This window comes from Paenibacillus sp. J2L1-98 (genome assembly GCF_056269405.1).
In genome coordinates this window covers 16,089-29,415 of the sequence record NZ_JBWDNW010000017.1, presented here as the reverse complement: position 1 = coordinate 29,415, position 13,327 = coordinate 16,089, and the positions used below count along the sequence as shown (strand labels likewise).

The window sequence follows — 13,327 nt, the reverse complement described above, 5'->3', positions numbered from 1 at the left end:
ACTGCAACTGGAGGAGGATAATTTAACCTATGAACATCGCCGTTGATTTTGGTGGGACAAATATTAAGATTGGTTTAGTTGATGATGGAAAGGTCGTGGCAAGAACGAGCATTCCTGCCCAATCAGAGAAAGGTTTGGTATCTCGTCTTCCTGCTGTTAAGATTGCTATTCAGCAATTAATCTCCCAATACGGAAGTCCTCTAAATAAAGTGTAACGGGATTGGCATTGCAACTCCCGGCTTAGTGGATTCCAGAAATCATACCATCCTGTCGATTAACGACAAATACGCCGATGCCGTCGGCTTTCCGTTTCGGGATTGGGTTGAAAAGGAGTTTAGCCTTCCTTTCGTTTTGGAGAATGACGCCCGCGCTGCGTTAGTCGGAGAAGTGACCTTCGGTGCAGCCAAGGGGGAAATCGATGCCGTGTTAATGACGTTTGGAACTGGAATTGGAACAGCGGTCTTAATTGGTGGACAGATTTTACGTGGCTGTCATGGCCAAGCCGGTATTTTGGGAGGACACTTCACAACTGATATTCACGGGCATGCATGCAACTGCGGTAATGTCGGATGCCTAGAGGCACAGGCGAGTCATTGGGCCCTTGTACAGGCGGTTAGCTCCAATTCGAATCTTTCTTCCAGTAGGCTTCGTGAAGCTCAGCACATTGGTTATGTGGATGTGCTACTGGCTGCGGAAGAAGGGGATCGCATGGCACAAGAACTGCTCGAAAACTTAATAGCTCATTGGAGTGCGGGCATTGTTAATCTGATACATGCCTATGATCCCGAAAGTGTCATACTAAGTGGTGGTTTGATGAAGTCACGGCATCTGATAGTGCCATTGCTTAAGGCACGCGTGAATCGGACCGCATGGACTCATTGGGGGAATGTCAGGTTCTTAGTAGCTGAGGACCCCGAAACTTCGGTTTTGCTCGGGGTATCGCATCTACTTAAAGGGTTGTAACAGAGAAGGAGCGATTTGAATGTAGCATCCGGAACCGACAACATTGCTGGATACTTTTTTGGTATGAGAAAACCAGAGGCAACGGTAACGGAGGAGGAATACGGCTAAGGAATCAAGTCCTTTAACGATACATGTTCTTGTCCTCCGACATTTTTTTATCCGGGGACACGCAGTTGATCGTCGGGGCTTGCTGGCCGGCCGATGCCGGGCACGACTACAAGACATTAGCGGAAACCGCCTCGTCCGGATCATTCGCCTTCTTACCCGCGTTATCCGCTCCAGGCTGCTCTTCCGTTATCGGAGCCGATTCCACATTCCCCGCCTTCCCCGTATCTCCCGTATTCCCGAAACAACCGCTCAGAACGATCATCAACATGACGGACGAAACGATCCATACGATGTTCTTCACTTTCATTCACCCCAAACCATAAATTGCGTTCCCTTTCAATGTTGAGAACGGATTTGAATGGGGAAAAGATTAATTTGCCAACTGTTTGCCATCGGCGCATGATTTGACTCGTTTTCTTTGTTGCATGGAAAGCGATTGGACCGCCCGTCAATCTTTTCGTGAAGAGGTGGGAAGATCGCTTTTTTCCATTCCTTCTTTTAGGGAAATCCCAAACACCAGATCCCTTCAACTAGGATCTGGGTAGAGGTTTGTGTGCATCTTCATTTGGACAGAATGTTGAAGAAGGGGAGTGGAGACTCATGGTCACGTTTTGCTTTTTCTTGATATTCGTCCTTTTGTTAACGATTACCACTATTTATGATATGGTGATCTATAAAAAAACCATTCTGCAAACTTTACATATGCTATTGTTCGCCTATGTTGGAGCGGGAAGATATATTGCCTATATAGAGGCAGGAATTGGTTTGATCTACAGTATCATCATCGATTATCGGCTACACCAAAATAAAAAAATGAGGTAAACCCATGAGATTACAAGAAAATGTCTCGGTTGGCCAATTGTTTGCACTCGTTTTTAATTTTGAAATTGGCACCTCTATTGTTGTAGGTTTAGGGACAGAGGCCAAGCAAGATGCATGGATCGCTGTGTTAATCGGTACCGTGTTAGGGGTAGGAGTGACTTTTTTTTATTACAAATTGCTTACTTTTTGTCCGGGTAAAAATTTGTTTGAAATCATGGAGTTTTCTTTCGGTAGAACCATAGCTGTGGGATTATCCCTCCTCTACATCGGCTTTTTCTTTTATATTTCTGCACGTATCTTACGTGATTTCGGAGAACTCATGGCAACAGCGATTTTGCCCAATACTCCTATTGAAGTGATTAGCATGCTATTGATGCTCCTTATTGCCTACGTTCTTTATCTTGGGTTAGAGCCATTGGCACGAACAGCCGAAATCTTTTCTCCTTATATCATCATCTTCATTGGTCTATTGAATTTGTTCCTTTGGGTGAGTGGAAAATTAAAAATGTTTCGCATCGAACCGGTTCTGGCTAACGGGTGGAAACCGATCGCCGAGGTGGTATTTCCGGATATCATGGCGTTTCCGTTTGGACTCATGGTCACATTTACAACTATCATGTGCTACACAACCAAATTTAGGTATGCAGGAAAAGTGGCGATGTTAGGAGTGGGAGTGGCTGGATTGCTTTTAAGTTATGTGATAGCTATGCAATTCATGACTTTGGGGGTAGATTCGCTTGCTCGTTCGAATTTCCCGTTATTGAGCACAGCGCGTGAAGTATCGGTGGCTCAATTTATCGAACGGATCGATGCTGTTGTTGTTTTCATTATGATGTTAGGAATCTTTGTCCAATGCTCGGTTTATATGTTTGCAGGCTTTAAAGGGATCGAATATGTGTTCAACGTACCCTATCGTCCAATCGTTTTCCCTATTTCAATGCTAGTTTCCCTTTTCAGCGTGATGATTGCATTCAATTTCGCTGAACACATCGAGGAAGGCTTAAAATATAATTTGCTATTTTTTATTACACCGATGGCATACGCAATCCCGCCGGTCCTCTTTGCGGCCACTTATATTAAGTATCGGAAACAAAGAAAGAAGAAGGAGGGTCTGGTGTAAATGTTCAAGTGGATCAAGAAGATCTTCTTTCCGTTGAAAATCCAAAAAAAACAGTCTACACCGGATGAATTGATCCCTGAAGGCGGAAGTAAGAAAATCCTGAACCAGGATATTCAACATATCCGTACAGAGATGAAAAAGGTATTAGGAAAGAGTGCGGACTATAAGGAAGGGGAATGGCAGATTGGCGGAAAAAAAGGGTTCTTCCATTACTTAGATAGCATGACGGATAGTAAAGAGATTAAAGATGTGATTACGAAAACATTAAGTGATTCATCCGCCAAGCAATTTCAAGTAAGGGATAAGGAGGATTTAAAGAACTTTTGCCGAGAGTTCTTCACAGCGTCTACTTATCAAATGGTTTCCTACGAACATGAACTGGTGTGGCAAATTTTAAATGGATCCGTCGTTTTAGTCTTGGAAGGAATCGAAGAAGCGATTGCCATTGATCTGAAGACCAGTGAATCCCGAAGCATTGCCGAACCGACTACACAAACCGTAGTCAGGGGACCCAAGGATGGCTTTGTGGAGTCCATCATGGTGAATGTGAGTTTAATCCGCAGAAGAATCAAAAATCCTCATTTGAAATTTGAATCTTTTCATATCGGGAAAGACACGAGAACGACGGTATACGTGGCTTACATCGATAATATTGTCAATCTGGAGATCCGAGATGAAGTCATCAAAAGGATCAACAACATCAAAGCAAGCGCGATTTTTGAATCAGGCAACATTGAAGAATTTATTGCGGATAAGACATTTACCCCTTTTCCACTTGCTTACAACACCGAGCGCCCGGATTCGGTAGCTTGGCAATTATTGGAGGGCAAAGTAGCCATTATATTGGATGGATCTCCTTTTGTACTTACCGTCCCGGTGACCTTCGTAGACTTCTTTGGGAGTTCGGAGGATTACTATGAATCTTTCATGATGGGGTCTTTTGTGCGAATGATTCGTTACCTATCCTTTCTGGTCGCGTTGATTATGCCTTCATTCTATGTGGCCGTTATTACCTACCATCATGAATTGATTCCTACAAAACTCCTTCTGGGAATTATCGCACAGAGGGAAGGGGTTCCCTTTCCTGCTATAGTCGAGGTATTGCTCATGGAAATTACCTTTGAAATTTTAAGGGAGGCCGGAGTGAGGATGCCTCGTGCGGTAGGGCAGACAGTTTCCATTGTAGGTGCTTTGGTTATCGGTCAATCTGCTGTGGAAGCGGGGATTGTCTCTTCCATCATGGTTATTATCGTGGCCGTCACCGCCATAGCCAACTTCGTGTCCCCTGTATATAGCTTTGCTTCAGCATCTCGAATATTGCGTTTTATCATGATTCTTCTGTCGGCTAGCTTTGGGTTATACGGTGTTTTGATTGGCTTAATTGCTCTGGTTGCGCACTTAAGCAGTTTGCGCTCTTTTGGAGTTCCTTATCTTGCTCCTGTGGCCCCTTTTGTATGGGAAGATCAGAACGATGTGTTTATTCGTTATCCCATCTGGGGGATGAAAAAACGCCCCCAATATTTAGATACCCAAGCACCGATTAAACAATCGGATACCAAATCGCCTACACCTCCACCAGAAGGGGACCCATCCTAATGAAGACCGTCAAAATGGTCGGTTTCGTTCTTTTTCTTTCGTTTTTAACCGGATGCTGGGATCTGCGGGAACTGGGGGAAATTACCGTAGTGACAGGGATGGCGATCGACAAAGGGGAACATAAAAGATATAAGTTAACCATTGAAGGGTTGAATGCTGCTGAACTCAATACAAAGACCGCCAGAGGAGATGCTCCCTCTGTAGTTTATAGTTTAGAAGGGGAAACGGTAGCTGAATTGAGTCAAAAGATGAATACGGGAATCTCACGTGAACTCATTTATTCCCATGTCAGAACCGTGGTGATCAGTGAGGAATTGGCTCGTACAGGGATGCTGGACTTCCTGGATTTTTTAGAACGAAGCCGGGAAATACGGGATGATTTTATGTTTCTTTTATCGAAAGGCAGAGCAGATGAAACCTTAAGGGTCACTTATCCTATTGAAAAAGCATCCACCATGAAATTGGCCATTCAAATGCGAACCATGACTGACAATTGGGGCGGGGATCCCGATATACGCTTGAAAGATATGATCGATGCTTTGGTATCTCCTGGACGGGAACCTGTTTTGGCCGCGATCCGTGTGCAAGGAAAAAAGGAAAAAGGGAACGCTGTGGATAATATGAAAAGTGTGACTCCAGATGCCATGGTAGTTTTAGACAGTCTTGCTGTATTTAAGAAAGATAAATACTTAGGGGATCTAAATATAGTGGATTCCCGGAATTATCTGTTGATCCATGGCAACGTTAAATTAACATCCTTCACGATTCCTTGCAGAAAAGGAAAGGATATGGCTATTCGGGTTTATAATGCATCATCCGAACGAAAAGCGAAATACATCCACGGAAAGCCTCATATCAATATTCATCTTTATTTGGAGAGTCGGTTAGATGTAACACAATGTACGGATGATCTCACCAAACCCGAAACATATCTAAAATACGAAAAATTAATTAGTGATTCTGTATCCCGTGAGGTGGAAAGTACGATCAAGCGAGTCCAAGAGAAGTTCAAGGTCGATATTTTTGGTTTTGGGGAAGATATGTACCGCCAAGACTTTAAGCAATTCGAAAAGGTGAAAGATCACTGGAATGAGGAATTCGTATGGGCCGATGTTCAAGTACATACTTCGGTGATGTTAAGACGTGCAGGGATTCGCACCAAGAGTTTTATGACAGAAACCAAATGACCAAAGGGCGCTTATGCGTCCTTTTCTTGTGCAAAATATTTTTCAACGCCATCATCTATAAAAAAAAATATGTGGCAAGGGATTGTGCTGTTCTACAGACATTTGTACAAAATTCGGATTTTGTACAGATGTACACGAATAGACTTAATCCTTTATGTACCAAGGTTTCCATCCTTAATAATCAATTCACAAGCACGAAGTCGTATTTTTTCCACCTCAGCTCACATCCGTTCTCTTCTTGTTACCTTTATGGGATATTGTACCATTTCTCGTTGCTAATAGAAGTGATTAATTACGTTAATAATTACTTCAATAAAACAAAAGAGGAGCTGCTTCATAGCAAGCTCCTCCACTATCGTTCCCAGTTAGCTCAATGATCATTATATTTTAAACCACGGTTTTGCTTTCAAAATTCCAAGTGAGATTGCTATTTGCTACTCGGGTTCTATTAGAAAGGTTGGTATATTCTTTCCCATTAACCACTATACACATAACTATCTACCAGATTGCCCTTCCAAACCTTATCTACACTAAAGATATTTCCGCCTTCTTTATCTTTACTGACCAAAGTGCCTGTGAACACTACGCTAGATAGCTCGAAACTTTGTTTGACGCTAGTTTCGCCGCAACTACATGCGAAAGCTTTTTTAGGGCTTAGTATACAAAAACTAAACATCATACATATAGACAAAACAATTGATAACATTTTTTTCATTTAGCTGACACCTTCCAATCCGCGCCAATCTCGTGGTGTAATTAATGAGCTATCGGTCGTTACCCGTTAGCTCAACCTCTTTCTCGGCTTTATTAATGATGATCTTCTGCATGTCTACGAGTGACATTTATTATACTACTGATATCCCAATCTATGCCGAATACCTCAATTACAAAGTGGTCGTGAATTACCTCATCATCGTCATACTTCCAAGAGCAAATCCAATGTTCCTTATTCCCTGATTCATCGCAAATAAGTTTTCGAAATTCCCATTGTTATGTTCCAGTTGGAACTCTCCTCACTTTAATTCTTTTTGCGTGGGATGTTGTAACAATGATTATCATTTCCCCTTTCCCTTTTGGAAGGTACGTCCAATTTTCTTCGGAAACTGGAATCGTTACTACTTTCATATATGGAGAAGCTTGTGCATTCGAAGATAATAAAAAAATCAATACAAGTAAGCAAAATATTTTTCTTAGCATGTTAATTAATTCTCCCTTAAAGTAACATGCCCATTTTTGCTTGAAAATTAAACATACAGGTTCCAAACTAACCTGTGTTAGCATAGAAAAGCAGCCGATCGTTTTGTCCGGCTGCCCTCGTATTTATTCAACTCGTTATCCGTTAGCAATGAACGTTCTTCTCCCAAATTTCTTTATCCAAAATCATCTTCCCTTTCTTAAATCCAACTCGTTCATAGCAACGAATAGCGGCATTATTTATGTCATAAACATTTAATCTAATTTTTTTAGGTCGAACTGCATAAATCCGATTTGTATTACTTTTTTCAAAGCGATTGTTCCAATTCCGTACCTCTATGGTTTGAATCGCCAATAATAAATCGACCAATTACCGCTTCATTCTTAATTGAATAAACAGCACAATTGCAATGAACCAATCATTTCATTACTAGTTGTTTCAGTAATCTTGTAAATAAAAACATCCGAGTCAAGCGATTTATACCTCTATGATAATGGCTTTGCAGTTGTTCAACTGACAGAGGAAATGTATAAGTCAATCCCGCCCATTTAACCATAAAATCATTATCATAATGATTTATCCAATTTACGATTGTGTCAAAATCAGATTCTTTTGAAAGCTCCAAATTAATATCCATGTTAACCCCCATCGTCAATAATATTTGTTTTTCATTTTCTAGAAAACCCACCTTTATCCTTTTCGGATTTCATTGAGGAATGCAACGGCGTTTTCAGTAAAAAACTTATCTTATGTACAAAAAAAACCAGTCCCCTTAAATGGACTGGTTTACGCTGTTTTCATTCAACTATCGTACCCGTTAGCGTAATAGCAAAGTCAATACAAGCACACATTATGAAACTTTGATTTCGAAAGGTGTTGATTCGATTTCAAAGTCATAGTTTTTACCGCCATGTTTAACTCTGAATTTTGCCTTTGAAACGATTTCATAGCTTCCTGCTTGTAACGTGAGTTCATTATATTTTGGGAAAACATGCCCCTCCCCATCGTGACTATAAGAGTCATTCGGATTTAATGTAATCTCTCTTCCAATGCCAGTAACAAATCGCTCCTTTACATCTTGCAGGACAAGTTCACCCTTCATATCATAAACATCATAAGTAAACATATCTGCACCATGCTCTACTTTCCAAGAACTATTGGAATTATTGACCAAAGCACCATTAACAACAAAAAGCTTATCGGCTTGTAAATCTTTAGGCGTATCTACTTTAATACTGAACATCTTAGCTTTTGGTATCGTCTCAGCGTCACTTTGACATCCAACAAGTGTAATAATTATGACTAATAAACTAACTAAAACAGTATGTTTCATAAATGTAACCTCCTTCGTATGTGTATAAATTAGAACGAATGAATGTTAATAAGTTGCTAATGTACCATTTCCTTTTTCCGCATTACTGCCAGTTAGCGTAACGAAGGGCTCCACGCGGCAGCCCTTTCGGTGTTCCAACTATCGTTATCCGTTAGTTGAATCTCGTAGTTTTTTACAAATTAACCCTTTTACCACCAGTCTGTTTATTACTACAATATTTCATTAGCTCCTGGGGCGGCTAAGGAACACCTTCTTAATAAATTAATAGTTAGAAATCTCTATTAAATTACCATCTGGATCTCTTAAATAAACTGATGTTATCGACGCTATTGCACCTGTTCTTTTAACAGGTCCCTCTTCAACAGGGACTCCACAAACTCCTAAGTGCTGAATAACATCCGGTATTGGAGCGTCGGTTATAAAACATAGGTCGGCGGATCCAGACGTCGGCGTTTTGGCTTTTGGTTCAAATTCTTTACCTACTTCATGTAGATTTATTTTCTGCTGTCCAAAATGTAATGCCCTTCTCCCTTCATTGAAAGTAATAACCTTCATTCCCAATACTCGATTGTAAAAGTCACACGTATTATCAATATTTTTCACAGTTAAAACCAGGTGATCCAATCGATTGATATTCACTATTTTCATCACCTCTCTAGTATTACACCAACTTTTACTAATTCGATCTTCCGTTCAGCTATCCTTCCCGTTCAATAAACCAAAAGAGGAGCTGCCACGAAGCAGCTACTACACTATCGTTCTCCGTTAGTTTAAGCGTTAACTTTCTTCAGTATCAAGCAAATACCCCACAAATTCTTCATGTAAAGCAATGCCTTCCTTCAGGGATTCTCCCGTCTCCTCAACAACAAGGTCAACAGTAAATTTCTCGGCTAGTGCGGTGCCCCCATCTATCATTACTAAAACAGAATGTATGACTCCATTAACCGTGTCTTGCATCACTTGTTTGAATGCTTCAATACCTTCTTCACTACCGATGAGGTCATTTAAGGTCTGATACTCTTCCTTTATATCGGACCATTCTGGAATAATGGCATTATGGCCTAGGTAGTCCACCTTTGCCCATGTGTCCCTTATCTGCTTTAAATCTTTGAACAAATCATTTGGTTTGCTCATACCAGTACACCCCCTATTTTCTGAGTATAGCACTCCTCCACTATCGTATCCCGTTAGCTTAATGCTTATCGGCAATCTAATTTGATTGCTAAAGCCTTAATGATTAGCATTAATCACAAAGAAAGTATAGTGTGTCACGACATCGTTGTTAAAAAAGATTCTCATAAATGGATAGCCATCACTGTTCTCTGTAGTTAATGTTACTTCTTTAACTCCATTATCGTACGTATGCACATATCCAGTCAGTCCAATAGGATAGCCTTTATACTTATCGAATTTCCCATAAAATATCCCTTCATTATTGTTGCGCCAGTCTTTATGTTGAGGAAATAACGATATTACATCCTCAAAAGTATCACCTACACTAATACCTCTTGGTCCAGGATGTTCTCCATGCACATCTATTACTCCTGGAGTTGTATCGTTGTTAAAGTCAAAAAAAGTATAAGTAATAATATTATCAGAATACTTCGTCTCGCCACCAAGATCATTTACCTTCTTTTCAAGTCCAAGCTCTTCCATCTGCTTTTTTGACCAATCCATTCGCAGTAAATCAAAATCTAATATCTCCTGTTTGGTCAAACCCTTAAGCCGCGAAGCCGAATTAATCGTTGCTACTTTGTTATTATTATTCCAGCTAACAGAGGCATCAGATGCTTCGCTGATAAATCGTAAATTCACATAAAAGGTACCAGTAGCACTCAGAAATGGACTTTGTGTCAGAGGATACTGTTTACCATTAATTGTCCCATACATTTTAGTTCCCAGCTCTATTACAAGACCTTGTTTCTTTCCAGTGACTATTTTTGACTTGTTATCCCAACTTACTTCCATACCCAATGCTTCAAAAATAGCTCGAAAAGGAACCATTGTATTACCATTGATCACAATAGGTTTTTCCTCAAATTCCATTTCGATGCCATCAATAACAACTGAGCCATAAACAGCCTTCTGGGCGGCACCTGCCGAAGAAAAAGGGGGCATTACTAAGATAAGTATCAGAGACAGAAGAAGACGAGAAGTGTAAGATTTGATCTTCACGATTAGACCTCCAAGTGATATTATTTTAAGCCTTCCAAATTAGACGAATAATGTTGGGTTTAGTTGCACAATCCTGCCAGTTACTTCAATTAAATAGGGAGCAGTTGCCGTAACGGTCTGCTCCCTGATCTGATTGAATTATCGTTCCCCGTTAGCGTAAGACTCTTCGCTATTCTGACAGAATTATAGGTCTAATCTATTATGTATAAGCCAATGTCTTGCATGATCTACAGCCACTTTCATATTGAACAATCTACATTCAGCTTTTCCTACTTTTCCTTTTTGAACGTCACAATACATCTCCAAATGCTCCCCTATTTTGGGGAAATCCTCAGAATCATATTCAAAGTCTTTGAACCATTTCCAAATCCGCTCACCATTCTCAATCATAGCCGTTCCCATCATTTTCGTCGGCATATTCACTTTCATTGCCTCTGCAAGATGAAAACTTGTACATGAATCATACCCCACTCCCAGCAAAAGCACTTTTGCATTGAGAATGTACAACTTTCCCAGTGGTGAATCCATTCCGAATTGCAGTGTTAATTCATGATTGGAAACAATTTGCTCAGCATGCCTTCCATTGGCACAAAAAGATACTTGAGGATGTTGAGACCTTATGGTTTTTGGAAATGTTCTGAACAACTCAGCTATACGTCCCATACCTCGAGTCGGTGTTGTAGCCGGATCAAATGCTGGTAACTCACTGTAAATGGTTTCGATCCAATCCTGTGGAACTGGCGGATTCATCCATTCAGCAGGATCGCTCCAGTCACCACTATGAGCAGGCATAATAAGTGTTCCCATGTCTCCAATTAATCTTAATAACGATTGAATAACTGCTTGTGGGCCTCCACAAACCCAACCCAGACTAGATAATGAGGAATGGACGAGGACAATATCACCTTCTTGAATCCCAAGGCTTGTTAAATCCTGAACCATTCTCTTCACTGTGACAGGTGAATTTGTAAGTTCAATAATAGCTTTTTCTCCCATTTAATTACTCTCCTGACGAAATATTTCCCAATACACCGGACCATGAAGCATTGATTGCACTGGATATAACGCTGGGATTTAGATTGCCTAAGCGGTCTACTCTATTCGAAAGACTTCATCATTCTCTTCCAGATACTCGACTCGTCAGCGCTAATTCATTATTCAACTATCGTACCCGTTAGCTTAATAAAGATACTACAATATGTTGGTGTTTCTAAATTCATTAATAAAACCTTCTAGCCAATCTTCTGAAAAATCAAGAGCACCAAAATCACTATGGATAAAAGACACATCGAGACTCATTACCCAAAAGCGACGCGCTACAAAAAACAATTCTATCGAAGATTCATCATGAGCAGAAAAGTCTCTGACAGATCGATAACCCGAGATTAACGCATCCCATAGCAGCTCTTTTCGATCCTCTAATTGGCGTTTTCTGAACCGAACTTGTGCCAGATCATATGCACGCCAACCTTTCGCAGACCATTCAAAATCGTAATGAGTAAAATGATCGCCTTCTTGGAATGCATTATTATTTCCATGCATATCTCCGTGACATAAACCCCAATCCAATCCTTGTTTAATAACAATGGCGATACGCTCTTTTAACGTATTCGCAAATTCACGTAGAAATGGCGTTGCATCATTTTTCTCACCAATGTAGTTTACGATACGATCCAATGGTTGATCGATGAGAAGGTTTGTGTCCAGATTGTATCTGGGTTGGTTCAGAGTAACTTGATCCAATGCTGCATGTAACTCGGCAGCAGATCTACCAAAAGCAAAGCAAGATTTCTCGTCATGAAGCACGTTCTCGATGCCATTGAGATAGCGAAAAATTACAGCAATCCTTTTCCCTTCTGGCGCATTCACAACGGTGTATAAGGTGTTGTTTTTTTTGGAAATTGGTTCTGACACCTTTGTGTCCATTGAGCTCAGGACATTTTTTAATTGAGTTAATAAGGATAACTCATAAGCAACATCGCTCTCGTTAATTGAAAAACGGTAAACACGAAGTATGTAATATCCATTGGATGTTCGAACCCTGTATGTATCATTTAATCCACGCAGCCAGTACAAACATTCATCCCATTCTCCGATATCATAGTGTTCGCTTAAGCAGTATTCCAAGTATTTTGGATCTAGGACTGAACGTAAGGCAGTCGGTTGAGTATACATCATGTTACCCCTTATTTTTTATCTTAATCATATAACAGTTCTCATCCCATAAATAGGAAAATTTTCAGGTTATTTTCTACGTTAAACTGCCCGTTAGCTCAACGAGGCTGCCGTTCCATGCCGGCAGCCTCGTCCTCGTGAGTATTATGCTATAGTTCCACGTTAGTAATTTCTTTTTTTCAAATTGAGTTAAGTGAAAAAAATATATATCACATAAGTTCACTCAATATTGTTGAGTAACCAGAAAATAAATCGATTTCTTTATCTAATGCACTTTTCATTTTGGTTCCGCACTTCTCACTACAAATTGCAAAAATCCCATCGGTACCTTGTTGTTTAGCTTCTGATCCACTTGCCACAACAATAAATGGTACACTTGTATTTCTACTCTTTAAGTGTAATGAGATTATCTTCCCTTCCCGCTCATTAATATCTATACCTTCTTTAAATTTAACATTCAGGCCAAAACAAGGTTTATCTTCTTTAATGTTCTTCATACACCAAGAGCATCTTAACATGATTGCTTGTTCTCCTTTTCCATTTTTTTTATTCCTAAAGTAAGGCAATGTAGAGACATGATTTCCTATATTTCAATTCATAATAGTGTTTCCTGTAATGCTACGTCAACAGCTCAATGACAGCTGTTTCAACTA

The 13,327-nt window shown here is 40.2% G+C and carries 14 protein-coding genes; 5 read left to right on the top strand and 9 right to left on the bottom strand.

Annotated features, from left to right (window positions below):
* The first annotated feature begins 29 nt into the window (after positions 1–29).
* Together AC0YNZ_RS23235 and AC0YNZ_RS23230 are read left to right on the top strand one after the other, a co-directional pair.
* Complete coding sequence (locus AC0YNZ_RS23235; protein WP_475828874.1) at positions 30–215, top strand: hypothetical protein; 186 nt, start codon at positions 30–32, stop codon at positions 213–215.
* Complete coding sequence (locus AC0YNZ_RS23230; protein ID WP_475828951.1) at positions 205–963, top strand: ROK family protein; 759 nt, start codon at positions 205–207, stop codon at positions 961–963. Before AC0YNZ_RS23235 ends, AC0YNZ_RS23230 begins: the two co-directional genes overlap by 11 nt.
* A gap of 214 nt (positions 964–1,177) precedes the next feature.
* Here the strand turns inward: AC0YNZ_RS23230 and AC0YNZ_RS23225 are convergent, their stop codons facing one another.
* On the bottom strand, positions 1,178–1,372 hold the full coding sequence (locus AC0YNZ_RS23225) for a hypothetical protein (RefSeq protein WP_475828873.1): 195 nt from the start codon (positions 1,370–1,372) through the stop codon (positions 1,178–1,180).
* A gap of 525 nt (positions 1,373–1,897) precedes the next feature.
* Here AC0YNZ_RS23225 and AC0YNZ_RS23220 point away from each other — a divergent pair.
* From AC0YNZ_RS23220 to AC0YNZ_RS23210, 3 genes are read left to right on the top strand one after another with little or no spacing between them, the layout of a single operon-like run.
* On the top strand, positions 1,898–3,013 hold the full coding sequence (locus tag AC0YNZ_RS23220) for a GerAB/ArcD/ProY family transporter (RefSeq protein ID WP_475828872.1): 1,116 nt from the start codon (positions 1,898–1,900) through the stop codon (positions 3,011–3,013).
* Positions 3,014–4,609 carry a spore germination protein gene (locus AC0YNZ_RS23215; RefSeq protein ID WP_475828871.1) on the top strand — a complete coding sequence of 532 codons (1,596 nt, stop codon included), beginning with the start codon at positions 3,014–3,016 and terminating at the stop codon, positions 4,607–4,609.
* The gene (locus AC0YNZ_RS23210; protein WP_475828870.1) at positions 4,609–5,796 is read left to right on the top strand and encodes a Ger(x)C family spore germination protein; all 1,188 of its coding nucleotides are present in this window, start codon (positions 4,609–4,611) and stop codon (positions 5,794–5,796) included. The genes AC0YNZ_RS23215 and AC0YNZ_RS23210 overlap by 1 nt, the downstream gene beginning before the upstream one ends.
* A gap of 1,613 nt (positions 5,797–7,409) precedes the next feature.
* Here AC0YNZ_RS23210 and AC0YNZ_RS23205 read toward each other — a convergent pair.
* The 8 genes from AC0YNZ_RS23205 to AC0YNZ_RS23170 form a co-directional block, all read right to left on the bottom strand.
* Positions 7,410–7,628 (bottom strand): hypothetical protein, encoded by a 219-nt coding sequence (locus tag AC0YNZ_RS23205; protein WP_475828869.1) that lies wholly within the window; start codon positions 7,626–7,628, stop codon positions 7,410–7,412.
* A 213-nt stretch (positions 7,629–7,841) separates the two neighbouring features.
* Positions 7,842–8,324, bottom strand: a complete 483-nt coding sequence (locus AC0YNZ_RS23200; RefSeq protein WP_475828868.1) for a hypothetical protein — start codon at positions 8,322–8,324, stop codon at positions 7,842–7,844.
* A 261-nt stretch (positions 8,325–8,585) separates the two neighbouring features.
* The gene (locus AC0YNZ_RS23195) at positions 8,586–8,972 is read right to left on the bottom strand and encodes a VOC family protein (RefSeq protein WP_475828867.1); all 387 of its coding nucleotides are present in this window, start codon (positions 8,970–8,972) and stop codon (positions 8,586–8,588) included.
* Positions 8,973–9,101: 129 nt separating this feature from the next.
* Positions 9,102–9,458, bottom strand: a complete 357-nt coding sequence (locus AC0YNZ_RS23190; protein WP_475828866.1) for a histidine kinase — start codon at positions 9,456–9,458, stop codon at positions 9,102–9,104.
* A gap of 96 nt (positions 9,459–9,554) precedes the next feature.
* Complete coding sequence (locus AC0YNZ_RS23185) at positions 9,555–10,499, bottom strand: copper amine oxidase N-terminal domain-containing protein (RefSeq protein WP_475828865.1); 945 nt, start codon at positions 10,497–10,499, stop codon at positions 9,555–9,557.
* A gap of 183 nt (positions 10,500–10,682) precedes the next feature.
* Entirely contained in the window at positions 10,683–11,495 is an 813-nt protein-coding gene (locus AC0YNZ_RS23180) for an AAC(3) family N-acetyltransferase (RefSeq protein WP_475828864.1), read from the bottom strand.
* A 195-nt stretch (positions 11,496–11,690) separates the two neighbouring features.
* The gene (locus AC0YNZ_RS23175; RefSeq protein WP_475828863.1) at positions 11,691–12,674 is read right to left on the bottom strand and encodes a phosphotransferase; all 984 of its coding nucleotides are present in this window, start codon (positions 12,672–12,674) and stop codon (positions 11,691–11,693) included.
* Between the two features lie 209 nt (positions 12,675–12,883).
* Entirely contained in the window at positions 12,884–13,171 is a 288-nt protein-coding gene (locus AC0YNZ_RS23170; protein WP_475828862.1) for a hypothetical protein, read from the bottom strand.
* Between the last annotated feature and the right edge of the window lie 156 nt (positions 13,172–13,327).

Coding starts and splice junctions, on each gene's coding strand:
- AC0YNZ_RS23195 (WP_475828867.1), bottom strand. CDS start 8,972: ATGAAAATAGTGAATATCAATCGATTGGATCACCTGGTTTTAACTGTG.
- AC0YNZ_RS23220 (WP_475828872.1), top strand. CDS start 1,898: ATGAGATTACAAGAAAATGTCTCGGTTGGCCAATTGTTTGCACTCGTT.
- AC0YNZ_RS23180 (WP_475828864.1), bottom strand. CDS start 11,495: ATGGGAGAAAAAGCTATTATTGAACTTACAAATTCACCTGTCACAGTG.
- AC0YNZ_RS23215 (WP_475828871.1), top strand. CDS start 3,014: ATGTTCAAGTGGATCAAGAAGATCTTCTTTCCGTTGAAAATCCAAAAA.
- AC0YNZ_RS23170 (WP_475828862.1), bottom strand. CDS start 13,171: ATGAAGAACATTAAAGAAGATAAACCTTGTTTTGGCCTGAATGTTAAA.
- AC0YNZ_RS23200 (WP_475828868.1), bottom strand. CDS start 8,324: ATGAAACATACTGTTTTAGTTAGTTTATTAGTCATAATTATTACACTT.
- AC0YNZ_RS23210 (WP_475828870.1), top strand. CDS start 4,609: ATGAAGACCGTCAAAATGGTCGGTTTCGTTCTTTTTCTTTCGTTTTTA.
- AC0YNZ_RS23235 (WP_475828874.1), top strand. CDS start 30: ATGAACATCGCCGTTGATTTTGGTGGGACAAATATTAAGATTGGTTTA.
- AC0YNZ_RS23175 (WP_475828863.1), bottom strand. CDS start 12,674: ATGTATACTCAACCGACTGCCTTACGTTCAGTCCTAGATCCAAAATAC.
- AC0YNZ_RS23205 (WP_475828869.1), bottom strand. CDS start 7,628: ATGGATATTAATTTGGAGCTTTCAAAAGAATCTGATTTTGACACAATC.
- AC0YNZ_RS23190 (WP_475828866.1), bottom strand. CDS start 9,458: ATGAGCAAACCAAATGATTTGTTCAAAGATTTAAAGCAGATAAGGGAC.